The organism is Streptomyces saintjeani, assembly GCF_055409605.1.
On record NZ_CP189624.1, the window covers coordinates 188,353 to 211,384 of the forward strand.

General features: G+C 70.8%; 20 protein-coding genes and 3 pseudogenes. 12 read left to right on the top strand and 11 right to left on the bottom strand.

Features of this window, described 5'->3' with window-relative positions; translation table 11 throughout:
* The first annotated feature begins 77 nt into the window (after window positions 1–77).
* Window positions 78–449, top strand: coding sequence for a BlaI/MecI/CopY family transcriptional regulator (locus tag ACQCO7_RS00890; protein ID WP_464069914.1), 372 nt, complete (start codon window positions 78–80; stop codon window positions 447–449).
* Entirely contained in the window at window positions 446–1,375 is a 930-nt protein-coding gene (locus ACQCO7_RS00895) for a M56 family metallopeptidase (protein WP_464069915.1), read from the top strand. Before ACQCO7_RS00890 ends, ACQCO7_RS00895 begins: the two co-directional genes overlap by 4 nt.
* A gap of 226 nt (window positions 1,376–1,601) precedes the next feature.
* Here the strand turns inward: ACQCO7_RS00895 and ACQCO7_RS00900 are convergent, their stop codons facing one another.
* The gene (locus ACQCO7_RS00900; protein WP_464069916.1) at window positions 1,602–3,821 is read right to left on the bottom strand and encodes a WD40/YVTN/BNR-like repeat-containing protein; all 2,220 of its coding nucleotides are present in this window, start codon (window positions 3,819–3,821) and stop codon (window positions 1,602–1,604) included.
* Window positions 3,822–4,100: 279 nt separating this feature from the next.
* On the opposite strand from ACQCO7_RS00900, the gene ACQCO7_RS00905 reads away from it, so the two are divergent.
* Window positions 4,101–4,874, top strand: a complete 774-nt coding sequence (locus ACQCO7_RS00905; RefSeq protein ID WP_464069917.1) for a polysaccharide deacetylase family protein — start codon at window positions 4,101–4,103, stop codon at window positions 4,872–4,874.
* Between the two features lie 76 nt (window positions 4,875–4,950).
* On the opposite strand, the gene ACQCO7_RS00910 is transcribed toward ACQCO7_RS00905, so the two are convergent.
* The 3 genes from ACQCO7_RS00910 to ACQCO7_RS00920 form a co-directional block, all read right to left on the bottom strand.
* Complete coding sequence (locus ACQCO7_RS00910; RefSeq protein WP_464069918.1) at window positions 4,951–6,750, bottom strand: S8 family peptidase; 1,800 nt, start codon at window positions 6,748–6,750, stop codon at window positions 4,951–4,953.
* A 275-nt stretch (window positions 6,751–7,025) separates the two neighbouring features.
* The gene (locus ACQCO7_RS00915; protein WP_464069919.1) at window positions 7,026–7,202 is read right to left on the bottom strand and encodes a hypothetical protein; all 177 of its coding nucleotides are present in this window, start codon (window positions 7,200–7,202) and stop codon (window positions 7,026–7,028) included.
* Window positions 7,203–7,388: 186 nt separating this feature from the next.
* A complete protein-coding gene (locus tag ACQCO7_RS00920; protein ID WP_464069920.1) occupies window positions 7,389–7,748 on the bottom strand; it encodes an FAD-dependent oxidoreductase in 360 nt (119 codons plus the stop codon).
* A gap of 97 nt (window positions 7,749–7,845) precedes the next feature.
* Between ACQCO7_RS00920 and ACQCO7_RS00925 the strand changes: the two genes are divergently transcribed.
* Together ACQCO7_RS00925 and ACQCO7_RS00930 are read left to right on the top strand one after the other, a co-directional pair.
* The gene (locus ACQCO7_RS00925; RefSeq protein WP_464069921.1) at window positions 7,846–8,151 is read left to right on the top strand and encodes a hypothetical protein; all 306 of its coding nucleotides are present in this window, start codon (window positions 7,846–7,848) and stop codon (window positions 8,149–8,151) included.
* A 155-nt stretch (window positions 8,152–8,306) separates the two neighbouring features.
* Entirely contained in the window at window positions 8,307–8,402 is a 96-nt protein-coding gene (locus tag ACQCO7_RS00930; protein ID WP_464069922.1) for a LacI family DNA-binding transcriptional regulator, read from the top strand.
* 43 nt (window positions 8,403–8,445) lie between these two features.
* Here ACQCO7_RS00930 and ACQCO7_RS00935 read toward each other — a convergent pair whose 3' ends face one another.
* Together ACQCO7_RS00935 and ACQCO7_RS00940 are read right to left on the bottom strand one after the other, a co-directional pair.
* A complete protein-coding gene (locus ACQCO7_RS00935; protein ID WP_464069923.1) occupies window positions 8,446–8,928 on the bottom strand; it encodes a hypothetical protein in 483 nt (160 codons plus the stop codon).
* A gap of 50 nt (window positions 8,929–8,978) precedes the next feature.
* The gene (locus tag ACQCO7_RS00940) at window positions 8,979–10,031 is read right to left on the bottom strand and encodes an ArsR/SmtB family transcription factor (RefSeq protein WP_464069924.1); all 1,053 of its coding nucleotides are present in this window, start codon (window positions 10,029–10,031) and stop codon (window positions 8,979–8,981) included.
* A gap of 494 nt (window positions 10,032–10,525) precedes the next feature.
* Between ACQCO7_RS00940 and ACQCO7_RS00945 the strand changes: the two genes are divergently transcribed.
* Window positions 10,526–13,981 (top strand): nSTAND1 domain-containing NTPase, encoded by a 3,456-nt coding sequence (locus ACQCO7_RS00945; protein WP_464069925.1) that lies wholly within the window; start codon window positions 10,526–10,528, stop codon window positions 13,979–13,981.
* Window positions 13,982–14,248: 267 nt separating this feature from the next.
* Here ACQCO7_RS00945 and ACQCO7_RS00950 read toward each other — a convergent pair whose 3' ends face one another.
* Window positions 14,249–14,641: a peptidase inhibitor family I36 protein gene (locus ACQCO7_RS00950; protein WP_464069926.1), complete on the bottom strand. Its 393-nt coding sequence runs from the start codon at window positions 14,639–14,641 to the stop codon at window positions 14,249–14,251.
* A 788-nt stretch (window positions 14,642–15,429) separates the two neighbouring features.
* On the opposite strand from ACQCO7_RS00950, the gene ACQCO7_RS00955 reads away from it, so the two are divergent.
* Together ACQCO7_RS00955 and ACQCO7_RS00960 are read left to right on the top strand one after the other, a co-directional pair.
* Complete coding sequence (locus ACQCO7_RS00955; protein WP_464069927.1) at window positions 15,430–15,957, top strand: hypothetical protein; 528 nt, start codon at window positions 15,430–15,432, stop codon at window positions 15,955–15,957.
* Between the two features lie 147 nt (window positions 15,958–16,104).
* On the top strand, window positions 16,105–16,923 hold the full coding sequence (locus ACQCO7_RS00960) for a hypothetical protein (RefSeq protein WP_464069928.1): 819 nt from the start codon (window positions 16,105–16,107) through the stop codon (window positions 16,921–16,923).
* A gap of 400 nt (window positions 16,924–17,323) precedes the next feature.
* Here the strand turns inward: ACQCO7_RS00960 and ACQCO7_RS00965 are convergent, their stop codons facing one another.
* The 3 genes from ACQCO7_RS00965 to ACQCO7_RS00975 all read right to left on the bottom strand — a co-directional run bounded on the left by ACQCO7_RS00965 (window position 17,324) and on the right by ACQCO7_RS00975 (window position 19,868).
* The gene (locus ACQCO7_RS00965; RefSeq protein WP_464069929.1) at window positions 17,324–18,889 is read right to left on the bottom strand and encodes a multicopper oxidase family protein; all 1,566 of its coding nucleotides are present in this window, start codon (window positions 18,887–18,889) and stop codon (window positions 17,324–17,326) included.
* A gap of 96 nt (window positions 18,890–18,985) precedes the next feature.
* Window positions 18,986–19,414, bottom strand: a complete 429-nt coding sequence (locus tag ACQCO7_RS00970; RefSeq protein ID WP_464069930.1) for a DUF6153 family protein — start codon at window positions 19,412–19,414, stop codon at window positions 18,986–18,988.
* 328 nt (window positions 19,415–19,742) lie between these two features.
* Entirely contained in the window at window positions 19,743–19,868 is a 126-nt protein-coding gene (locus ACQCO7_RS00975) for a hypothetical protein (RefSeq protein ID WP_464069931.1), read from the bottom strand.
* A gap of 97 nt (window positions 19,869–19,965) precedes the next feature.
* On the opposite strand from ACQCO7_RS00975, the pseudogene ACQCO7_RS00980 reads away from it, so the two are divergent.
* From ACQCO7_RS00980 to ACQCO7_RS00995, 4 genes and pseudogenes are all read left to right on the top strand, one after another.
* Window positions 19,966–20,199: pseudogene (locus ACQCO7_RS00980) on the top strand (hypothetical protein); the annotation flags it as partial.
* A gap of 94 nt (window positions 20,200–20,293) precedes the next feature.
* Window positions 20,294–20,737: pseudogene (locus ACQCO7_RS00985) on the top strand (hypothetical protein); the annotation flags it as partial.
* Between the two features lie 133 nt (window positions 20,738–20,870).
* A pseudogene (locus ACQCO7_RS00990) lies at window positions 20,871–21,008 on the top strand (hypothetical protein); the annotation flags it as partial.
* A gap of 95 nt (window positions 21,009–21,103) precedes the next feature.
* Entirely contained in the window at window positions 21,104–21,724 is a 621-nt protein-coding gene (locus tag ACQCO7_RS00995) for a ferredoxin reductase domain-containing protein (protein WP_464077124.1), read from the top strand.
* Between the two features lie 742 nt (window positions 21,725–22,466).
* Here ACQCO7_RS00995 and ACQCO7_RS01000 read toward each other — a convergent pair.
* Window positions 22,467–22,994, bottom strand: a complete 528-nt coding sequence (locus ACQCO7_RS01000) for a TerD family protein (protein ID WP_464069932.1) — start codon at window positions 22,992–22,994, stop codon at window positions 22,467–22,469.
* Window positions 22,995–23,032 lie beyond the last annotated feature (38 nt).

Genomic DNA, 23,032 nt, shown 5'->3' on the forward strand with positions numbered 1-23,032 from the left:
CCAGCGCCCGACCAATGACTACAATCCTGTAGACGGTCTACTGAACTGTAGACGACAGCGGGGTGAGGATCGTTCCCATGACCGACCCGAAGGACGAACGCCGGCCCGCCGGCGAACTCGAAGCGGCCGTCATGGCCGCACTGTGGGCTGCCGACGCGCCGCTCACCCCGACACAGGTACAGGTCGAACTCGCCTCCGGCCTCGCCCGGACGACGGTGACAACGATCCTGTCCCGCCTGCACGACAAGGGCGTCGTCGACCGCCGCCGGCAGGGGCGCGGCTACGCCTACGTCCCGGTGCAGGACTCCCCCGGGCTGACCGCCCGGCGTATGCATACCGAACTCGACCGGGACGCCGACCGCGAGACGGTCCTCGCCCGCTTCGTCGCCCAGCTCAGCCCGGACGACGGGGAGTTGCTGCGCCAACTGCTGGAGGCCGACGAGCAGTGATCGCCCTCCTGCTGATGCCGCTCCTGCTGCCCTTCGCCCTGCCGGTGCTGGCCCGTCGCGCCCTCGCACGCCTCGACCCGGTCACCGCTCTGCGCGCGCTGACCGCCTGTGCTCTGGTGTGCGCCGGTGCGTGCGTGGCCGCCCTCGGCGCCCTCGTGCTGATCGGACTGCTCAAGCTCTCCCTCTTCGCGGCGCTCGGCGACCTCGTCCACCCCCTGCGTACTCCCTCGAACCTGCTCGTCCTCCCGGCCGCCGCGCTCGCCACCGGCGCGCTCACCGTCGGCGCCGGGACTCTCGCCCGCTCAGCCCTGCGGCAGGTCCGGGCCCTGCGCGCCGCCCGCGCGGAGGCCGACCGCCGTCCCGCCGCCGGTGACCTGTGCGTCGTCCACTCACCGCACCCGGACGCGTACGCCCTGCCCGGCAGACCCCACCGGATCGTCGTCACCACCGCGATGCTGCGCAGCCTCGGCCCCGCCGAACGGGAGGCCCTCTTCGCTCACGAGCGGGCCCACAACGCGGGCGGCCACCACTACTTCCTGGCAGCCGCCGAACTCGCCGCACACTGCCACCCCGCACTGCGCGCGACACGTGCGGCCATCCGGCTCGCCGCGGAACGCGCCGCCGACGAGAGTGCCGCCGCCACCGTCGGCGACCGCCGCCTGCTCGCCCGGGCCATCGCCCGCGCCGCCCTCGCCGGAGACACGCGGCGCTCCACCCGCCCGGACTTCGCCCCCGGGGCCACCACGGGCCCCGTTCCCCAGCGGGTCGCCGCGCTCCTCACCCCCCGCGACGGCCGCTCGCCGTCCACACGATGGATCGCCCTGCTCCTCACGGTCTGCGCGATCCTCCCCGCCGCGACCGTGACCACCGGAGTGGTGGCCTTCCACCACGAGGTCGAGGTCGCCCAGGGCGAAGAGAACGGCTGAGGGCTCGGCGCCGGCGGGGGAACGGGCCGCGTCGTCGCCGCATCCGCCCGCGAGCGCGGCACAGGGCGGGGCGAGCGGCCCGGATCCGCCGGCCCGCCGACTCGGCTCCGTACGCATCCGCTTCGCGCCTCCCGGCCGGACGGCCGACCGGCAGGGGCACCCGACGGGCGAGTGCTCGCCTGCCGGCGGCTACGGCGCCGAGTCCCTCCGGCCCGGCACGCCCTCCCTAGGCGGGCCGGCCGACCTGGATGCCCCGGCCGTTGGTGGCCAGGTACACCTTGCCGGGGTCGCGGGGGTCTCCGGTGATGGCCTCGCCGAGCCAGCCCCACTGGTGCTGGTCGTCGTTGATGCGCCGCCAGGTTCTCGCGGCGTCGTCGGAGCGGTAGACGCCGGTGACGCCCGCGACGGTGGCGACCTGGTAGACCGAGAGGTAGGAGGCGCCGTCGGCCGCCGCGCCGAAGCCGAGTGTGTACGAGGCCTCGCAGCTCGCGACCTTCGCGAAGGTTCTGCCGCCGTCGGTGGACCGGTACAGCCCGTTGGTCTTGGCGCTGAGCCACAGGTCGCCGGAGCGTCCGGGCGCCGCGACCAGTTTGAACCCGGCGTCGCCGGAGGGGAGTCCGGTGGCCCGGGCCCTGAACGTCACGCCCCTGTCGGTGCTGGCGAACAGCGTCCCCGTGCCGGTGTCGAAGGCGTAGAGGACCGCCGGGTCGGCCGGGTCAGCCACCGGGGTGGCGCCGCTGGGGAAGGAGGAGACCTCCGGCCACGTGGCGCCGTTGTCCGTGGAACGCCGCGTCGGCTGCTTCGTACCGTCCCCGGTCACGAAGGACCACACCAGCACGTTGCCGTCGGCGGTGACGGCGATCGGTCCCGACGCGTCCTTCGCGGCGGCCGGCTGGGACGCGAAGGGGCTCCAGGTCTGCCCGCCGTCGTTCGAGTAGGCGCCGTTGCCGCTGTTCCCCAACCCCGTACGCACCACGTAGGACGGCTGGTCGGCGGCCTGCGCGAGGCCCGTCGCGGTGACGAAGACCGGGTTGGTCGCCAGGCCGCCGGACGGTGAGGCCGTCAGCTGGTCGTGGTACAGGGTCCCGATGTCCCGTGAACCGCTGAGCACGTGTGCCTGGCCGGCGGGAGGAGAGATCAGGAAGAGCACCGAGGTCTCTTCCAGGCCGCGGATCTGCGGGGCCCAGTTCTTCAGGTCGCGGGTCCCGTAGAGGGTGGCGCCGGTGCCGTAGACGATGTGCTGGGAGTCGTACGGGTCGATGGCGGCCATCTGGATCCACCAGCCGAACGTCGGCGCGTCCTTGCCCCACTTGAGGAACGGGGTCTGCGACACGTCCAGCCGGGCCCCGTCCGCGAGCGAGGTCCAGGTCCGGCCCCCGTCGGTGGTGCGGAACAGGGTGTCGCCCGACGACCAGCGGTTGTTGGTGGTGACGACGACGGTGCCGGTGTTCTGGGGATCGACGGCGGCCCCGCCGTACCCGAAGCTGTCGGAACCCTGGGGCTTCACCGGCGTGACGTCGGTCCACGTGCCGGAGGTGACGGCCAGTTTGCGCACGCTTCCGTCGGACTGGCCGTTGGGGCCCGGGGCGTTGGCGTACGTCACGTACAGCTCCTTGGCGCGGCTGTCGTACGCGGCCCGCATCGGCATCTTGGCCTCCGGGCCGGCCGGCTGCCCGGGGACGGGTACCCAGGTGGTGCCGCCGTCGCTGGTGCGGTACAGGGTGATCGCGGCCGAGGTGCCGTCGCCGTCGCCCCAGCCGGCGTAGAGGTCGCGCTCGGCGGCGACGAGGACGGTGACGCCCTGTCCGGTGGCGCTGGGTTTGGGCGGGAAGCCCTTCGCGGCGGCCCAGGTCGCGCCCCGGTCCGTCGACTTGAGCAGGCCGTCGTGCCGGGTGCCCAGCCACAGGGTGTCGCTGTCGCGCGGGTCCACGAGGAGGCGCTCGCCCGCGCCCCGGCCGTCCTCGTTGGAGCCGAGCTTCACGGTGAGGTCGGTGCGGGTCCAGGTGGTCCCGCGGTCGTCGGAGCGCAGGAACGCGCCGTTGCCCGCCCACGGCTGGGAGTAGGTGCCGACGGCCAGGTAGATGCTGTCCGCCCGAGCGGGGTCGATGGCCAGGGATTCGACGCCGAGGAGGTTCTGGTCGGCCTGGCTGATCCAGTCCAGCAGCGGGATCCAGCGGGTCGCGTCGTCGTCCCAGCGGTAGGCGCCGCCCATGTCGGTACGGGCGTAGGCGAGTCCCCGTACGGCGGGGTGGAAGATCACACCGGTGACGAATCCGGTGCCGCCGATGACCGCGTTGTCCCAGTGGTAGGGCTGGGTGGGGGGCGCGGCGCCGGCCCTGGAGTCCGCCGCCAGGGAGCGCCCCTGGAGGGCCGGGAGGCCGATGAGCGCGGCGCCGGCCGCGGTCCCGGCGAGGACGGAACGCCGACTCAGGTCGGACGGATGCATGTCGTACCTCGATCTGTGGAGCTGAGGGGGCCGGTCGCAGTGGGAGCCACTGGCCGAGTCACACAATGATCACCGACGGTCACATTAGATGCACGATGAGTAGTTGGCCTTGCGGTCGACGCCAAGGGAGTGGCGTGGCGTCGAAAAACCGGTCCTCCGCACGCCCTCCGTAAGCCGCCGAGGTCGCGCCGCAGCTGGTTCGAAAGCGCCGCACACGTGTTCTGCCTCACTATCGAGGCCGCTGGGCAACCCTGCCGGTGCCGAGCTCTTCTCCCTGAGGTGAAGATCCTGAAAAGGCGGCCTCGCCTGCTCATACTTCTGGCCCTGGCTGTGGCGGCCGTGGCGGTGACTGTCGTCCTGGTCATCCAGGCGAACAAGATGGAGACGCTCTCCCCGCGCGAGGAGCGTGATCGGGCCGCGTCCGGAGCAGGTGTACCGCCGGGACAGGCGGACTGCCGGAAGGCCAAGTGCATCACGCTCACCTTCGACGGCAACCCGGGCGAACCCACCGACCGGCTGCTGGACCTCCTGAAGAAGTACCAGGCGCCGTCGACGTTCTTCCTGGAGGGCCGGGGTATCCACCAGTTCCCGGCCGTGGTGCGGCGGATCGCCGAGGACGGCCACGAGATCGGGGACCACACCTGGACGCACGCGGTGCTGACCGATGTCTCCGACGCGCAGATCCGCGACGAGCTGCGCCGCACGGCTCGGGCCATCACCGGCATCACCGGCAGCGAGCCGACACTGATGCGCCCGCCCCAGGGCCGCACCGACGACCGCGTCTCCCGGGTCGCGAAAGAACTGGGGATGGCACAGGTGCTGTGGACGGTGACCGCGAAGGACTACGCGACGGACGACACTGCGCTGATCACCGAGCGCGTGCTCGACGGCGCCGCCCGCGACGGGATCGTCCTGCTCCACCCGCTGCACAAGGGCACCGTGCCGGCCATGCCTTCCGTCCTGAAGGAGCTCAGCGGGCAGGGCTACACCTTCGTGACCGTCTCCCAGCTGCTCGCTCCGGCCGAGGCCGAGCCCGGCAGGATCTACAGGTGACCGGCCGCACGGCATGGCGGCCCCGACCGCGGCGTACACCGCCGCCGGGGCTCTTGTCGCCCTGCCGGGTCCCGCGCTAGAAGGTGAGGTTCCAGGCGTCGATCTTGCCTGTGTCGGAGGCGGCGTTGTCGTTGACGCGCAGCTTCCAGGTGCCGTTCGCGGCCTCCGAGGAGGCGTCCACGGTGTAGGTCTGGGCGATGTTGTCGGCGCTGCCGCCGGCGCGGTTGTGCAGCGTGTAGACGGTGCCGTCCGGCGCCACCAGGTCGACCTTCAGGTCACCGATGTAGGTGTGCTTGATGTCCACACCCACCTTGAGGGCGGCCGGGGCGTTGCCGGTCACGCCGGTGACGGCGATCGGGCTCTCCACGGTCGCGTTGTCGTTGATGGCGAAGTCCGCGAGGTTCTCGAAGTACGTGCCGGGCGGCGGGGTGGCTCCGACGGCCTTGAGGGCGTCGACCTGTCCCTCACCGAAGAACGCGTTGTTGGCCGTCGTGCCCGTGCAGCGGCTGTCCGAGGGGCAGGCGATGTCGTTGGCCTGGGCGGCCAGCTTGGCGCGGATCTGCGCCGGGGTGATGCCCGGGTCGGCGCTGGCGATGAGTGCGGCCACGCCGACCACGTGCGGAGTGGCCATCGACGTACCGCTCTTGCTGCCGTAGCCACCGCCGGGGACGGTGGAGTACACGTTGCTGCCCGGCGCCGCGACGTCGATGACGCCCTGCCCGAAGTTGGAGAACGATGCCTTGGTGACGCCGGTGCCGTTGGCCGCGACCGTGACCACGCCCGGCAGCTCGGTCGGGATGTCGAGGCAGGCATTGGTGATGGTGCGGGTGACCGGCGTGGAGTCGTTCGGGCTCGCGGAGTCGGTCGTCTTGTGGGCGAGGTCGTAGTTCTCGTTGCCCGCTGCGGCGATCTGGAGGGAGCCCTTGCTCTCGGCGTACTCCTGGGCGCGCTCGACGCCCTCGATGATGGCGGCCTGGTCGATGTTGTCCGGGCAGTTGAACTGCCACGGGTCGGTGTAATAGCTGTTGTTGGTGACCTTGAAGCCGTGGTCACCGGCCCAGACGAAGCCGCAGATGGTGTTCTCGGCGAAGAAGAAGGAGTTGCCCGGCTCGGCGACCCGGACCGCGGCGATCTTCACCCCGGGTGCCACGCCGACGACGCCCTTGCCGTTCTTGGCCGCGGCGACGGTGCCCGCCACGTGAGTGCCGTGCGTGTCGACGTCCCGCCAGGCGCCGGTACGGGTGTCGGGCTTGCCGTAGGCGCAGGAGACCGAGTCGGCCGCGTCGAAGTTGGGCGCCAGGTCCTGGTGCTGGTCGTCCACACCGGTGTCCAGGATGCCGACCTTGACCGAGGCGGAGCCCGGGTTCACGGCCCACGCCTGGTCGGCCTTGATCTGGCTCATGTCGGCCCGGACCGGTTCTCCGGCCGGGGTGGACGCCTGGGGCGGATTGGCGGGGAGCGCCGGGTTGTAGGCGTCGGCGGGGACGTCCGAGGTGCGCGTGGCACCGACCTGCTGCACGCCGGCGACGCCGCGCATGGTGGCGGCGAATCCGCTGGACGCCGAGTGGGCGACGATCACGCCGATGGCGTCGAAGTTCGAGAAGACGGTGCCGCCATTGGCCTCGATCGCGGAGCGCACCGCCGAACTGTCGCCGGGGGCGGTGATCACGAGGTAGGCACGCGTGCCGGCCACCCAGGCCGCGCTCTGGGAAGCCTGTACGGCGGCCGGAGCGAGGGCCTTGGCGGCCGGCGTGGTGGAGGGCACCACGGGGAGCGTGCCCGCGAGGGCGCTCGTGGCGCCGAACGTGAGGGCGACGCCGAGCGTGGCCGCCAGCGCCAAGGTGCGTCTGGCGCGGCTGGATATGTGGGGTGTCAATGCGTCCTCCGGAGACGGCCCGGCCGTGCGGAGGCACCGGCCGGGTCGTACGAAACGAGTGGTGGATGCAAAATGTCAGGTGCATGACCCTGTAGGGAAGTACCTTTCCGTGCAGGACGTGGCATGGCTGAAAAGAGACGTGCTTCGGGCGTCGGGAGAGCACGTGGGCGGCGCGCAAGCGCGAGCTGACTCCGCTGCCGGCTCTCGGGACAGGCGGCGGCGATGCTTCGCAGCGGTTCGAGGACTCCGTCCGGGCGTGGTGGCTCGTACATGGTCTAAAGGCCCGGCTGCTGGATGCCGCTCAACGCCTCGGCGAGCCCCAGACCCAGCGTGCGCAGCGCCCGGCCGTCCAGCGCTCCGCCCGACGTGGGACCGGGCACGTACAGCGTCGCCAGCCACGGCTGCTCGGCGTCCACCACCGGAAGCGCGCCCGGAACGTACCGGGCGTGCACGACCTTGGCCGCGGCCTGCCGTCCGGAGGCCGAGCGCGCCAGATGGGCGACGCCCGTGCCCCCGCTGCCCAGTCGCCGATGGGCCGTACGGACCGTCTCCGGTCGCCTTTCGCCTTCGGTGCGTTCTCGTTCCGCCGAAGACGGCGCGCGCCGAGAGACACACGGCCGGCACGGGCCTCGGTGTGCTCAGGCTCGCCCGAGTGCCGTGAGCACCTCGCGGGCGACACGTTCGCCGCTTTCCACAGCGCCGTTGAGGTACCCCTGGCTGTGCGTGCCGGTGCGTTCGCCCGCGAAGCGCAGCCGGGAGGTGTCGCCGGTGCGGCGTACGGCGAGCAGCGGCGCGCCGAAGTGCAGGGCGGGTTTGGGCAGGCGGGCGGCCAGTCCGCGGGGGATCAGGTCGTTGCCTCCCTCGACGTGGTACTTCTCGTCCGCGCCCGCAGGGCCGAGGAACTGCTCGATGAGGTTGATCGCGCTCAGATCGGCCGCGCCGCTGCCGTAGAAGGTGCCGACGCCGCACGCGAGACGGGAAGCGAGCAGCGAACTCATCCCCCCGGGCACGTTGACCTGGAGCCAGTCGCGTACGGAGAGCTGGTCGAAGTCGCGGGCGGCGCGGTCCGCGACGTAGCCGCTTGTGGAGGTGCGTGTGCCGGGTGTCGATCCGCTCGCCCCCGTGCTCGGCGAGCTGGCCTCCCGCGAACCCCCTCGCGGTCCAGCAGCGACCGCCGACGCGGTCGTCGCGCGCTTCGAAGACCTGGACGTGGACGCCCTGGCGGGCGCCGACGACGACCACACGCGCGTCATGCGGGGTGGAGCGCCCCATGGCCGCGGGAGAGGGATCCGCAGCGCGGCCGGCGGCCGACGCGGACTGGCCCAGCGGGACGTCGAGGGCGGCTATCCCGGCCGTGGCGAGCGCGCCGCGCATGACCGTGCGCCGGGACATGTCGCGTGAAGCGCGCAGGGTTCGCATCCAAGGGGTACTGCCAGCAGGCACCGGATCTCCCGAGAGGTTGTGAAGGAGGGGGCTCATGTGCCCCGTGAGCGCCTTGCTTGGTTGATCCGTTGACTGCCAGCGTGATCCAACGACGGAATTCGCAGCCTGTGCCCATGTCCCGGGTAACCCTCTGCGACGTGGCCAGGGCGGCCGAGGTCTCGACGGCCACGGTCTCGCGCGCTCTCTCGTATGACCGCGCACACCCGTGATCGCGTCCGCGCGCTGGCCTCGGTCCTGGGCTGCGACGGTGGTTCAGCGGTTCCGCGTGCGCTCGGGCTCGCCGTCACGACGTACGGGTACACGGACTGGAACTTCGCCGAGGTCCCCTTCTTCTCCCGGTCGATCACCGCGGCCACCGCCGCCGCCCACCGCCACGGCTACGCGCTCATCACGCTCCCCTGCGCCGTCCGGCAGAATCTGTGGACGGCGCTGCGCGTCGCCGGCGTCGTCCTGATGGACAGCCCCGCCGGCGACCCCGTCGCGGAGGTTCTCCGGGCCCACGGGATCCCGCTCGCCTTCGACGGCCGCCCCGTCGACCCGAGGCCGGGTGAAGTATGGGTGGACGACGACCACATGGCCGCGACCCGCGGCGTGCTCGACCATCTGGCCGCCCAGGGGGCCCGCCGCGTCGCTCTCCGGGCCGGCGGGGCTACGTTCCGGCGACAGCGCCGTGTGCGCGTTCTCGGGGCGCAGGTGCACCGCGGAGCGCTCTTCGGCCCCGAGGAACGCGGCCATCGTGAAAGCCCGACTCCAACCGCCGTGGTTACTCAAGCGGATAGCCGCCGTCACCCGCGATGCAGGCGCTCAGCGACGACCGAGTGCGCGGGGAACCGCGTGATGAGCGCCCCCGGACGGTTGAGGAGGTCGTTGCCCAGAGGGGTCAAGGAGTGGCGTACGGTGCGTTGTTGGCGGCGGCTGTCGGCAAGTCCGGCCTGCCGCAGCACAGTCGCGTGTTCCGACGCCGAAGCCATGGAGATGCCCAACTGCCGGGCGAGTTCGGCCGTGCTGCTGTGCGGCGCCCGCGCGAGGGCCCACAGGACGCGGGCCCGAGTGCGTCCGAGGGCCGCTGCCAGGGCCTCGTCCATGCGAGTGCCGGGGCTGTCCGCGCCCGGTGCCGACTGCCGGGCCGCATCCCAGGAAGCGGGATGGACGAGGACCGGAGTGTCGGTGTCGTTCAACTGCACCCGTGGGCTCGGCCAGCAGAAGAAGTGCCCGGTGATGACCAGACCGCGCCCCTGTAGGCGCAACGTGGAATCGTGGCGGTACGGCAGGGTGAGGAATGGCGGTTCCCAGGTGACGGACGGGTGCAGCGTGTGCAGGAGCGCGTCCACCCCTCGTGAGGCGAGTGTTTCGGCGCGCGCGGCACGATCGGCGTCGAGGACGGCCCGGATCGCGGGAGCGAACGGGCGTACGGCGGCGTCGTAGAAGGCTTCGAGATCGTCGACGAGAAGGCCGAGACACGGGTCTCCCGCCTCGGCCAGTCGGCCGGCCCAGACGGGCAGGGGGTGATGGTGGGACAGCCGAGCGAGTTCCTGGCGGATGCGGGCGCGGGGCGTGGCCCTGATGACGTCGAACACTCCCGCTTCCGGCCAGGCGCGATCACCTGGCGTGAGGAAGTCGGGCGCGCAGCCGCAGGTGGGCACCAGGGTCTTCAGCACCACCCCAGGCCTGATGCCACGAGCGTGAACGGCCTTCTGCCAGGCCCGGAAGCGCAGAGCCGAATCCCTGCGCCGCAGAACCTGTAGACCCATCACGGCCTCAGCGACGGGCAGGTGCGCCGGGCGGCCGATCGCCAGCCGGCCCAAGTCCCGTGGGCCGAACTCGATGCGCAACGTCATAGCGCCGCCTCCCCCTGACCATCGCCGGGCCGCCCAGCACCGTTCCCGCGGCGACACCCGCGATGTGGGGCGCGAGCCGCCCAGGGGTCCATCGGACCTCGCCGGTCTGACGTGGCGCATGGCATCCAGGCGGCTCCACCACCCATGCCGGCCAAGTGGCAGACCTGGACGAAGGGCATGAGCGCCGCATGGTGGCGTGACTGCTCCGAGCCTGACAAGAGACCTCCAGCACAGCAGAACGATGTCCGCGACCGCAGGGCCCGCGGGCGTCGACGGGGCATCACCTTCCCTGCCCGCCCCTTGTTGCGCACGCCCCGGGCGCCACATGAAACAACTCTCCGGCCGGCCGGCCGTAGCCGGTCCTCGGCCGAAACGCGGTGGTCATAGGTGCGGTTGGCGCGTGGTGGTGCCAAGGTCGCGTGCATCGAACACACCGACGGGGGGAGAGGGACATGGGGCGTCGAGAGGGAGCACTGAATCCGGAAGCCGGTCCCGTGCAGCGTTTCGCTGTCGCGCTGCGCGCACTGCGCCAGGAAGCGGGCGGGCTGACGTACCGAACCATGGCGCAGCACGCGGGTTACTCCGTGGCGACGTTGTCGCGGGCGGCGGCCGGGGAGCAACTGCCGTCCCTCGACGTGACGTTGGCCTACGCGCGAGCCTGCGGAGCGGACGCCGCCGAGTGGGAGCGGAGCTGGCGCGAGGCAGCCGAGGAAGTGGCGGAGGAGACGGCTGCCGAGCGGAGGTCCGAGGACGACTCGCGGGCACCGTACCGCGGGCTGGCCCGTTTCGAAGCCGCGGACGTGGGTGTGTACTTCGGGCGGGACGAACTGGTGGCCCAGCTCGTCGAGCGGGTACGGACGCGTCGACTGGTCGCCGTCGTCGGCGCTTCCGGAAGCGGCAAGTCCTCGTTGCTGCGCGCGGGACTCGTACCCGCCCTCCAGCGGGAAGGGGCCCTCGACCGCCGTCCGGCGGGTATCCGCATCCTCACCCCCGGGGCCCAGCCGTTCTCGGCCCATGCCGCCGCGCTCGCTCCCGCGTCGGGGCGCGGCGACGCCGTCGTCGTCCTCGACCAGTTCGAGGAACTCTTCACCCTGTGCTCCGATCGCGCCGAGCGCTCGGCCTTCCTCGACCGGCTGCTGACGGCCGCGGAGCCGATGAACGGGCTGCGGGTGGTGATCGCGGTGCGCGCGGACTTCTTCGGCCGCTGCGCGGACCACCATCGACTCGCCGCGGCGCTGCGCGACGGCACCCTGCTCGTCGGACCGATGGGCCCCGCCGAACTGCGCGACGCCATCATCGGACCGGCGACCGCCGAGGGACTGATCGTCGAGCGAGCACTCACCGCGAGGATCATCGAGGACGTCGACGAAAGACCGGGCGGTCTGCCGTTGATGTCCCACGCTCTGCTGGAAACATGGCGACGCCGCAGAGGCCGCGCCCTGACCCTCGCCGCCTACCAGGCGGCGGGCGGCGTCGAAGGCGCCATCGCCAGAACGGCGGAAGACCTCTACACGCGGCTGCCCGCACCCGAAGCCGGGCACGTCCGGCGCATCCTGCTGCGTCTGATCGCCCCCGGCGAAGGCACGCAGGACACAAGGCGCCCGGCGGACCATGAGGAACTGGACACCCGAAGCTCTCCCGTTGCCGCGCAGGTGCTTGAGCGCTTGGCCGAGGCACGGCTGGTCACGATCGACGGGAGCACCGTCGACCTGGCGCACGAGGCCCTCATCGCCGCCTGGCCCAGGCTGCGGGAATGGGTCGGCGAGGCCCGGGAACGCATCCGTCTCCAGCGTCAGCTGGGGGAAGCCGCCCGTGCGTGGGACGCCCTGGGCCGCGACCAGGGGGCCCTGTACCGCGGCGCCCGCCTCGCGGCTGCCGAGGAAGCCTTCGCCTCTCCCGGCGGAGCCGACGATCTGAACAGTCTGGAACGGGACTTCCTGTCCAACAGCACGACCGCTCGCGACCATGAACGCCTCGCCGCCGCACGTACGGCGCGTCGTCTGCGCCGTTCCACCGCCGTCCTGTCCATCCTGCTCGCAGTCGCCCTGACCGCGAGCCTTACCGCCTGGAAACAGTACCGAGCCAGTGAACGCCGACGAGAACAAGCCGCAGCGGCACAGCAGACCGCCGTGTCCCGTCAGCTGGCCGCGCAGTCGGCCGCTCTCCTGCACGACGACCCCGACCGCGCGATGCTCCTGGCCGTGCGTGCCTACCGCATCCGCCCCACAGCGGAGGCCGTCTCCAGCCTCTACTCCGCCGCAGCCCTCCCCCTTCGACACCGACTGACGGGTCCCGAAGCCCCCGTCAGCGCGGTGGCGTTCAGCTCCGACGGGCGCTCGATAGCTGCGGGCGGCTCCGACGGCCGCGTACAGCAGTGGAACACGGCGACCGGCAGGCCGCGCACGACCCCGCCCCCGGTGGCAGGCGCAGTCGCGGGCCTGGCCTACCGCGCGGACGGCAACCTCCTGGCCGTCGGCGAAGCCCACGGAACGCTGCGACTGGAGACTGTCGCGGCGCCCCGAAAGGCAACTCCCCTTCACCGTGGCGCGCGGGACGCGGGGCCGGTGGCATTCAGCTCGGACGGCCAGTGGGTGGCTGCCGGCAGTTCCGACGGACACGTGCAGCTGTGGAGTACGGCGACCGGCACCCCGCACACCACCATCTCCGTTTCCGCGCGGGGTGTGGCATCGCTCGCCTTCAGCGCGGACGGTCACCTGCTGGCCGTCTGCGACTCGGCCGGGACGATCCGGGTACGCGACCTCGTCCACAGCACCACCCGTGCGCTCCGGTACCAGGCGGTCGGCCCCGTGTCGTCGATGGCCTTCAGCCCCGGCAATCGCCTCCTGGCCGCAGGCAGCGGCGAGGGCTCGGTGCAGTTGTCGGACGTGTCGACAGGCGCTCTGCGCACCCGGTTCACCGGGTACGCCGGACCGGTGCGGGCGGTGGCGTTCAGCCCGGACGGGCGCCTGGTGGCCGCGGGCAGCGACGACCGCAGGGCGTGGCTGTGGGACACGGCCACCGGCCAGAGCCAGGCCGTCTTCACCGGCCACCTCGACAGCGTGCTGTCGGTGGCTTTCAGTCCGGACGGCAGCACGCTGGCCACCGGAAGCCGTGACCGCACAGTGCGGCTGTGGAGTCTCGCCCAGCAGACGCCCGACAGCAGGCGGGCCGCCTCCGGCACCTTGTCGAGCATGGCCTTCACCGATGACGGACGCACACTGGAGACCGGCGACGGGCAGGGAACGGTGCGCTCCTGGGACGCGGCGGGCAAACAGCCGCGCGGCGCCCGCTCCACCGGTTCAGGCACCGTATCGTCACTGATCCACCGTCGGGACGGTCAGACAATGGCCGCCTTGATCAGCGACGACGGCCGCTCCGTGCGCATCTGGGACGCGCGCACCAGCGCGCTCCGTACGGTCGTGCGCCGGCGTCCCCCGTCCGACACCGTGCTGGCGACGGCGCTGAGTCCCGACGGGCGCGTTCTCGTCACCGGCGGCACAGGCTCGCGCATGCGCCTCTGGGACGTGGCCACAGGCCGAAGCCGGCCTGTCCTCGCCACACAGACAGACGTCGTGGAAGCACTCGCTCTCAGCCCTGACGGACACACACTCGCCTCCGCCGGCGCCGACGGCCGACTACAGGTGTGGGACATCACCACCGGCATGAGACATGTCGTCCTCACCGACCTGGCCGGCTCGGTGGCGTTCAGCCCCGACGGCCGCACCCTCCTGGCCGGACACGCCGACGGAACCGTACGACTGTGGGACCTGGCCACACGTACCGTCCGCGCCACCCTGAGCGGGAGCCGCCAAGCGGTGTCCACGCTGGCTCTCAGCCCTGACCAGCGCACACTCGCCGCCGGCAGTACCGATGGCTCGGTCCAACGCTGGAAACTCACTCTGCCCAGCCCGCTTCAGGCCATCGACATGATCCTCGACGCGCTTCACTGAGGTCGGACTGCGGCAGCCGCGCGCGGGACTCCTTGTCAGCGAGCGCGTGGTGCATCCGGGGCAGCGTAGCGGTGGACACCATGAACCCTATGGCGATCAAGAGCTTCTGCCACTGCCGTTCCGTTTCTCGTACGGCCTTTCGTCTCGCCCGTGTGGCCGCCCGTCAGCGCGAGTCTTCGCGCTGACGGGCGGCCGGGCTGCTCCCAGCAGAGCCGTGGAGCATTCGACCGTCGGCGGCTCCCCTGTTGCCGCCGGCTCAGTCGCGCCTCAGCAGGGCTTCACCCAATAGACCCAGCTCCAGTCGGCGTCGGAGTCCGAGGAGTAGGCGCCGCTGTCCCGCCAGCGCGTCACGTGGTCGGAACTCCTGAACTGCGCGCTGGTTCCAGGGGTCTGGTTGTTGATCCACGAGCCGACAGACGTCCACGGGATTTCTCGCTCGACGCAGCGGTACATGAGGATCGGCGTCCCGGTGAAACCCCGTCCGGGGTAGGCACAGAAGTATTCGTACGGGCAGCTGGCCGCCACCTTCGCCGCGGTCCCGGCGCTGTGCGTCGCCGCACCGGCGGTGGAGGCCATGGTGAGGGCGGCGGAAAAACCGGTGGCGACCGCCACCATGCCGCGCACCCATGTACGACGGCTCCTGCCGTGGTTTTCGGTCATGGTCAAACTCTCCTCGAAGAGAACCTGTCGGTTGACTTCACCGAAGCTAGGTCTGCCGAAGGAACGACGCATCACCCTTCGACCTCAGCCGAAAACAAATCTGAGATCCATCTCTCGATGCCCGGAATCGCCGAGGTCACCGGTGCCCAGATGCTCGCCGGGCACGCCCGCGATGCCGGTGCGCGACTGGCTGGATGCGCTGTTCGAGGACGAGGAGTTCGCGGACCTGTATCCGTCTGACGGGTGTCCGTACCGGGATGCCCACGGTCGGCTGCGCCGGCGCGACGGCCACGCGCTGCCCCCCGGCCTCGCTCCGGTTCGCCGACCGTCTGCGCTCCGCCTCCACGATCCGCGAGTCGGTGCGCAAATCCAGCGCTCGATGCGCAATCGCCACAGCCCGTGGCCGTCATTCTCGATCTCTTTCGGACTTTCAAGAAGGCACATTCCAGGACTCCTTACTGTGCAGATCGGTACGTGAAGTGACGCGAGGGATTGAGGGCCGGGTACGGCATCACGTTCCGGATTTTTTACCGGCCATGCGTTCGGGGACGGTGCGGGTGGTCGACATGAAACCGGCGAGCCAGCCGCAGGACCCGAAGATCGTGGCAGCCCTGACACGGCTGCGGGTACGAAATCTGGTCCGGAGCGGATGGGTTGCGGCTGGAGAACGTGCGGTTCCTGGCCCGCGGCGGTCCGCAGCCACCGACCAGGTAGCGAACACCTGCGGTCGATCAGAAGTCCGTCCGCACCCTCTCACCAGAAACACCTACAAGGAAAGCGGCTCATATATGCCGAATGGACTGGTCAGGGTATCTGACGGTCATCTCGTCTTCGGCGAGGCCGTGTCGCGCATCGCCGATTCACTGAACCCGCTCGGCGCCGCCGCCAGGATTGTCGCCGAATCGTACGCCCTGGCCACCGAGATGCGGCGAATCAATCTGGAGAGGACCCAGGTCGCCGACAGCAAGGAGATCACCCTGGCGCTACTGGACCAACGCCGTCGGGAATCCTCCGCGATGCTACGACAGCGGCAACAGGAACTCGGCCGAGCCGGCACCAGCGCGCAATCCCTGCGGGAGTGCATGGTCAACATGCAGCGTGAAACCGTCAAGCCCGGACTGGCGTCGGAGGAACGCATCGCATACGGCGAATTGACCAAACACTTGACCACCATGCTTGTCCAGCATCACACGGAGCAGGCGGGCGGCCTCGCGGTCGCCCTCGATCAACTGCTCAACGGCGGCGGCGCAACAGCTCTCGCCCCGGCGCCACGCAATGCCGGATCACAGCGGCCGGCAGCGGTCCGGGCGGAATGACGCCGGGCAAACGCCGCGCACTGCGGGCCGTGATCGCGGGCGACGAGGGTGACGACGGGTCGCTGAACTGTGCCCAGTAATCGCAACGGCGGCACTGGTTGCGCCATCGCGCTACTCGTTGTCGGCGGCCCGTGCTTCGGCGTTCCAATGACGATGGCCCTGGCGGCACCGGCGCTCGTGGCCCGCATCGAGTTCAGTGGTGCGCATGGTCTGGCGCCCTACCTGCGGGAATGGCTGTGGGCGTCGATCGCCTCGCCGCTGCCGGCCGTGGCACTGGTCCGGCTGGTCCTCTTCGCGAAAGGCCGGCTTCGCAGCCGGTCAGTGCCCGCGGTGAAACGTTGGCTCGGCCTGCTCGCGCGGGCCGCGATCATGCTCGGTGTGATCAACGTTGCCGTCTTCGTCCAGTTGACCGACGCGGGGCGCACCGACCACGTCATCGCGAACGGGCTACCGCTGTTCACTCTCGCGGCTGCGCTCGGCATCGCCACGCTCATCGCGATCTCGGTGTTCGACCGTCGGCCGACGCCCGTCTCCGTCCAGGAGATCCACGCCGCGACCGCGGAAGCGAAGCGGGCACTGAGCCGGGTCCACGCCGAGAACGAGCGGGTACGCCGACAGGTCGAGCAGGTACAGGCGCGACCGGCGAAGCTCCGCGTTCGAGCTGCCGGTCCGGCCGGCCGTTCGACTCACCTCACCGGCGGACGGGCGAGGGACAGAAAGAATGAGCGCCGGCAGTCAGCTCGATCCGATCTCGATTTCCACGCCCTTCGTGTCTTCCACCGCGAGTCGTATCTCTGTGCCGACAACGCGCATGTGGCGTACCAGTCCGCGCAAACGTCGCTGCGGACGATGTCGCATGTAGTGCGGCGAGCTACGGACACAGGTCGACCAGGGATTGGGCCTGGTACGTACCCTCAATGCCAATACCTCCGATCTCAAACACGAGATCCGCGACAACTACGGTGAGGACGGCCGGTCGTGGTTCGAGGCACTCGAACAGCGCGTCGCGGAAGCTCGAGCCGAGCGTCGCGCGAGCCGTATCGGCTGATGACCGCGTCAGGCTCCGGTCGTTCGGGGGGGGGCGGTACGCGCACACGTTGAGCCTGAGACTCCGGGCATGGCTTTCAGAGGGTTGCCCTCGATGGTTCCCCCACCCGGCCACGACGAGGTCGTCCGGACGGACAGAGCACATCGAACGAACGGAGGAACAGGCGGCCCAGATCTGGGCGGGCACAGACCTCGTCGTCCACCACCACTGCGTGATGGTGGACGACGGACCACCCGACGCCCTCAAGGTCGAGAACGTGGCTCGTCCAGTGACTCACTCGTGACGAGCCGCCCGACACCGCGGACCTCAGCAGCTCTGTCACGCCTGGTAGGCGACCAGGGCCATCATCCCCGCCTCACCGTGGTAGGCATTGTGACAGTGCAGCATCCACTGGCCGGGGTTGTCCGCGTCGAAGAACACGGACACGGTCTTCTTCGGCAGCACGATGGCGGTGTCCTTGCGCGGGCCGTCGGTGCCGAGCTGGTAGGTGTGGCCGTGCAGGTGCATCGGGTGCCACATGGTGGTCTTGTTGACGAAGTCCAGCCGGACCCGCTCGCCCTGCTGGACCAGGATGGGGTTGGCGGTCGGGTCGTCCATGTCGAACCGCTTGCCGTTGATACCCCAGTTGTAGTGCATCATCCCGCCGGTCAGCTCGATGCGGTGCACCCGGTCGGACTTCTTGGAGTCGAACCGGACGTCGTCCGCCGCCTTCAGCTGGGAGGCGGTCATGATCATGCCGTCCAGTTCCTTCGGGCGGACGGTGGGCTTCGGCACGCTGCCGGAGCCGGTGCGGACCAGTGCCATGCCGCTCGCGTCTTTGCCCTCGGCGAGGGCGACCAACGGGAAGACGCCGTCGGCGAGGGTCACCAGCACGTCGTAGCGCTCCCCCATACCGACCAGCAGAGCGTCGAGTCGCTGGTGCTGGACCGGGAAGCCGTCGGTGTGGGTGACGGTCAGCTCGTGGCCACCGAGCGCCACCCGGTACGCCGTGTCGCCACCCGCGTTGATGATGCGCAGCCGCACTCGCTCGCCCGGCTTGCCGCTGTAGACGTCCGGGTCGGCCGGGACGCGGCCGTTGACCAGGTGGTACGGGTACTTCACGTCGCCGGCGTCACCGCCGAGCAGCTCGCTCTCGGCGCCGGTGGGCATGAACTTCATCGACATGCCACCGGAGGCGGACGGCGAGGCGCTCTCCGAGCCCATGCTCATGTCCATCCCCGTCCCGCCCATGCCCCCCATGCCCTGCTCTAGCTCGGCCAAGACCTCGTCGGGGGTACCGGTGACGCCGTCGACCCAGTCATCGAGAACGACGACCCACTCGTCGTCGTACGACAGGGGTTCCTTGGGGTCCTCCACGATCAGCGGGGCGTACAGGCCGCGGTCGAGCTGGACGCCGACGTGCGGGTGGAAGAAGTAGGTGCCGGGGGTGTCGGCGACGAACCGGTAGGTGAAGTCGCTGCCGGCGCGCACGGCGGCCTGGGTGACCGGGGGCACGCCGTCCATGTCGGCGCGCAGGGCGATGCCGTGCCAGTGGATGGACGTGGTGGTCTGGTCCGGCAGCCGGTTCGACAGCTCGGCGGCGAGTGTGTCGCCCACGGACAGACGCAGTTCCCTGCCCGGCGTCTGTCCGCTGAAGGCCCAGCTGTTCGCCATGATGCCACCGCCGAGGTCGAGCATGGCGCGCGCGGCGGTGAGAGTCACCTTCCGCGTCCTGCCGGTGCCCTTGCGCTTCTTGTCGGCGGCGGCGACCGCCGCGCTGGTGGGACCGACCAGGGAGGGGCCGCTACGGGAGCCGCCGGAGCCACTGCCGCACGCGGCGAGCGCGCCCGCGCCTGCGGCGCCGAGGCCGGCCATCAGGACGGAGCGGCGGTTGATGCTGTTCATGTCGGGAGTCCTCTTCTCGATGTGCCGTTGGTCGGACCGTGCGCGGCAGCACCGCTCGCGTGTCTGGGGACGCGACGGTGGCTCGCGGGATCCGGCCTAGAGCAACAGCCGGGAGAGGACAGAGAGATCGGGTGGCGCACGGTGCGACGTTCCCGGCGGATCACGCTGAGCGGAAACGTCGCGGAAGGCGTCCGGTCGGACGATGCCGGCAGTGGCGGGCGGGGGCACGAGTTTCACCGTGCCGATGTCCCCGGCAGAGCAGTGCTGCATGGCGGAGCCCGAGCAAGCGCCGCCGCCATCGTCCATGGCCGTGCCGTGTCGGCCCGAGGCCACCGTCGACGTCATGGCCCCTGAGGTGTGGTCCATACCGGTCATCGCGCTCGTGGCGTGGACGGGCATGGCCACGGACGTCGTGTCGTGGTGGACGAGTACGGCGAGTGCGGCGACCAGCGCGACGAGTACGGTCCACGCACAGCGCACGGCGCTGCTGCGGGGTCCGGTCCGCCGGCCTGTCGCTGTCGTCATCGCTTTCCACACCCCGCGTCATCCGTCAGGAGTCGCCCACTATACCTGGTAGGGGTATCCCGGTTACTTGGCTGTCGACGGCGTACGACGTGTGCCGGCGGTGGTCGGAGCCGGCTGCCCTGCCTCCTTGCGCAGCAGATCCGCTTCGGAGACCACGCCCACGGGCCGGCCGTCGTCATGAGGTCGCCGGCCATCCGGTACTGCTCGGCTTCCGCCTCCTCTTTTCCCTCACGTCCCCGTTCTGCCGTCCTGCGCTCCGGAACGCCGCCCCATCCAGTCAGGCTCGGCACGGGCTCGCACGTCAGGACTGTCGGCAGGGGCACGATCCTCAGATCGTGCCCGCCGGGATCAGCCACCCGGTGACCGCGACCACCCTGATCGAGTCGTATGCGCCGCGTACCAGCGAGCCGGAGGTCCTCCAGGCGAAGGCCGGGAACCCGATCCATGGCGTCACCTCACATCACGAGCGACACATCCCACGGAGTACACACATGTTCTGTTAGCAGTGCGAACAGACCGACCGCACCGGCGCGGCGGGATACTCAGGCCCGCTGGGCAACTGCGGGAAGGACCCCGCCACCGCCGATGTGCAGGACCCGCTCATCCACTCGGTGAAAGGCACCGTCCAGTACGCGAACCGGGCCCGCGCCCTGGACGCCGGGGACGACGAGGCGGCCGGGTTCGTCCTGTACGCCGTGTCCACCACGCTGACCAACGTCAACGTCAACCCGACCCGTTTCGTCGCGCTGCTCCGGGAGGCCGCAGCCGTACGGGACCGGGTCCGGGCAGGTTACGAGGCAGCCGCGCGAGCACGGCCTGGAGCCGCAGCGGCTGCCCGGACCGGCCGAGTGGTGCCCCGCACCGGACCTGGACGGACTGCTGGCGCACGCCCCGGACTTCCGCGTGGATGCCGGCCTCGACCCGGTCGGCCCGGACGTCGTCGGCCTGCGCTCGCTGCACCTGTACGCCCTCAAGGGCATCTGCGCCTACGCCCACCACGCCCACGTCCTCGGCAAGCACAGCGCGGAGGTGTTCGCCGGCGTGGAGGACAGCCTGGCCTACCTGGCGGGCGAGCCCACGAACACCGACGAGCTGCTGGAGCGGGCGGTCGGCCACGGCCACCTCAACCTCTCGGGCATGGAACTGCTCGATACCGCCAACACCGGCACGTACGGCGCCCAGCAGCCCACCGCTGCGCGGACAACTCCCGTGGCGGGCATGGCGATCCTGGTCAACAGCCACGATCTGCGCGACCTGGCCGCCCTGCTGGAGCTGACGAAGGACACCGGCATCAACGTCTACACGCACGACGAGATGCTGCCCGCGCACGCCTACCCGCTGCTGAGAGCCTGTGTCACACCCCCGGTCGGATCAGCGCACGTCGTCTGGTGCCCCCCAAGCTCTGGCGAGCAGGGGGACCCCCAGATCGCAAGGCGGCGGGCGCCCGGCCGGGGATGTGACACAGGCTCTGCGGGCGTACCCGCACCTGGTCGGCGACTACGGTGGCGCCTGGCAGGACCAGCAGCGCGAGTTCGCCAAGTTCCCCGGCCCGATCCTGATGACGTCGAACTGCATCATCGAGCCGTATCCCGCCTGCCGTCGGCGTATCTTCACCGTCGGCCCGGTCGGCTGGCCGGGCGTGCGCCACCTCACCGACGGCGACTTCTCCCCCCCTTCTCCAGGCCGCGAATCGGCGGCTGCGACGGCCCCACGATCGGCCGCGACTACTACCGGGACTTCGCCCTGGGCGCGCCCGACGACGCGGTCGTGCTCACCCTCGGCTGCGGCAAGTACCGGTTCAACCAGCACGACTTCGGTGTCATCGACGGCATCCCGCGACTGCTGGACCTCGGACCGTGCAACGATGCCCACTCCGCCGTCAAGATCGCCACGGCCCTGGCCGACGCCTTCGAGTGCGGCCTGAACGAACTGCCCCTGTCCCTCGCCCTGGCCTGGACCGAGCAGAAGATGGCCCGGCAGATGGCGGAGTGGCAGGACTCTCAGCCGGTGAGGTTCTTCTTCGGCGTGAACGAGGACGAGGACGTCTTCGGCGACGCCGAATTCAAGGCCGTGGCAGCCGCATGGGCGTCCTTCGCGTACGAGGTCTGCGTCTGGCGCCCGAGCGACGGCCGGCATGGTGTCGCAGGCACTCCCGCCGAGCGGGTCACCGAGGCACTGCGCACGGCAAACGAGCCGCCCGACGTGTATGCGTGCGGACCGCCCCCGCTGGCCGAGAGCGTGACGGACTCGGCGCTGACGGGCGGAGTCCCGACGGACCGGATCTTCCGGGAGCGGTTCCTGCCGACATGATGCGTACATGCGACGGCTGCTTCGTCATGGCCGACGACGAGCACGAGATCACGGCGCGGGGCGCGGCAACGCCGCAACACCCCTGCGTGGCGCCTGACCGGCGACGGGAAGGCCGTGGCGGGATTCAGCGGGTGCGTGCGCTGCCGCTGGGTGGAGGCATCGTCGGCTCCACCCGGCGGCGCAGCGGCGGCCCCGCGCAACTGCTGCTCCAGGGACCGCCGTTGCTCCACCACGGCCGGCGCGTCGGAACACGGCAGCAGCGGACCGGGACAGCGGACCGACGCCTGGTTCACCCGCCCCTCGGCGACCAGCGCGGCCACATCCGCGAAGTCACCGCGCGCGGGGCGCAGCAGCGCATACGGCCGGGAGCCGAGCCGGTGGACACGCCCCGGCGTGTTCCGGCAGAGCGCTGTCCCGGCCCAGCGCGGCCAGGCGCACGGTCACGCGATCGGCCGTCGAAACCGGCAGAATCCCCGACGCGGGCAGCCGGGTGAGCAGGCCGCGGATGCGGTTGCTGGTGCGGCGAGGTCCTGGTCGAAGCCGACGAGGACGGTGAGTTCGGCGGCGCCTGCTGTTCGTCGCGGGCGCGGGCGCGGCCACGGCGATCTGAGCGGAGGATCAGGGGATCGGCCGGCTGGTGCCGCCTTCCCGGAGCCGCCCCGCTGAACGGGCCCCGGACACCGCCCGACAGTACGAAGCACCGTCCCGTGCGGCGCCTCGGTGCTCGATACCTTCGCCCGGTTCAGGACCTCGGGTCGGATCCCATCCACGCCATGAACGTCTCCGGGTCGGTGTCGAAGCCGCAAAGCGCGGACCGTAGTTCCCAGACGCCGGTCTCCTTGGTGAACTCCGCGACGGTGGCCGCGCGGGAGTCGGCAAACTGCGCGAAGTCGTCTTTCACCAGTTCGGTGTAGCCCTCGACGACCAGCACTCCGGTGTTCGAGACGTCCCCGAAGGTCTTGGGGCCGGAGGTCTGATGGACCACCACGCCGACGACGACCCGGGCGAAGGAGGGGGCGAGACGGTCGAGTTCGAAGGTCATGGCCTCGACGTAGCCGAGGCCCTGGCCGGTCTGGCTGTGGCGGCTCATGTTGATCGTGCCGTCCGGGGAACGGCTGTCGTAGTGGACGACGTACACCGGCTTCCCGTACGGCGCGTCCGCGGAGTAGGTCGCGGCGACGATGTCGAGGTGATGCGGAGGCTGACCGAAGGGACTGGGGTCCCACTTGAGCCGTATCTCGACCTTCTTCAGCCCTGTGCCGCTGTTCACCTGGTGCTGCCTCTCCCGCCGCTGTTCACTGCGGGTCG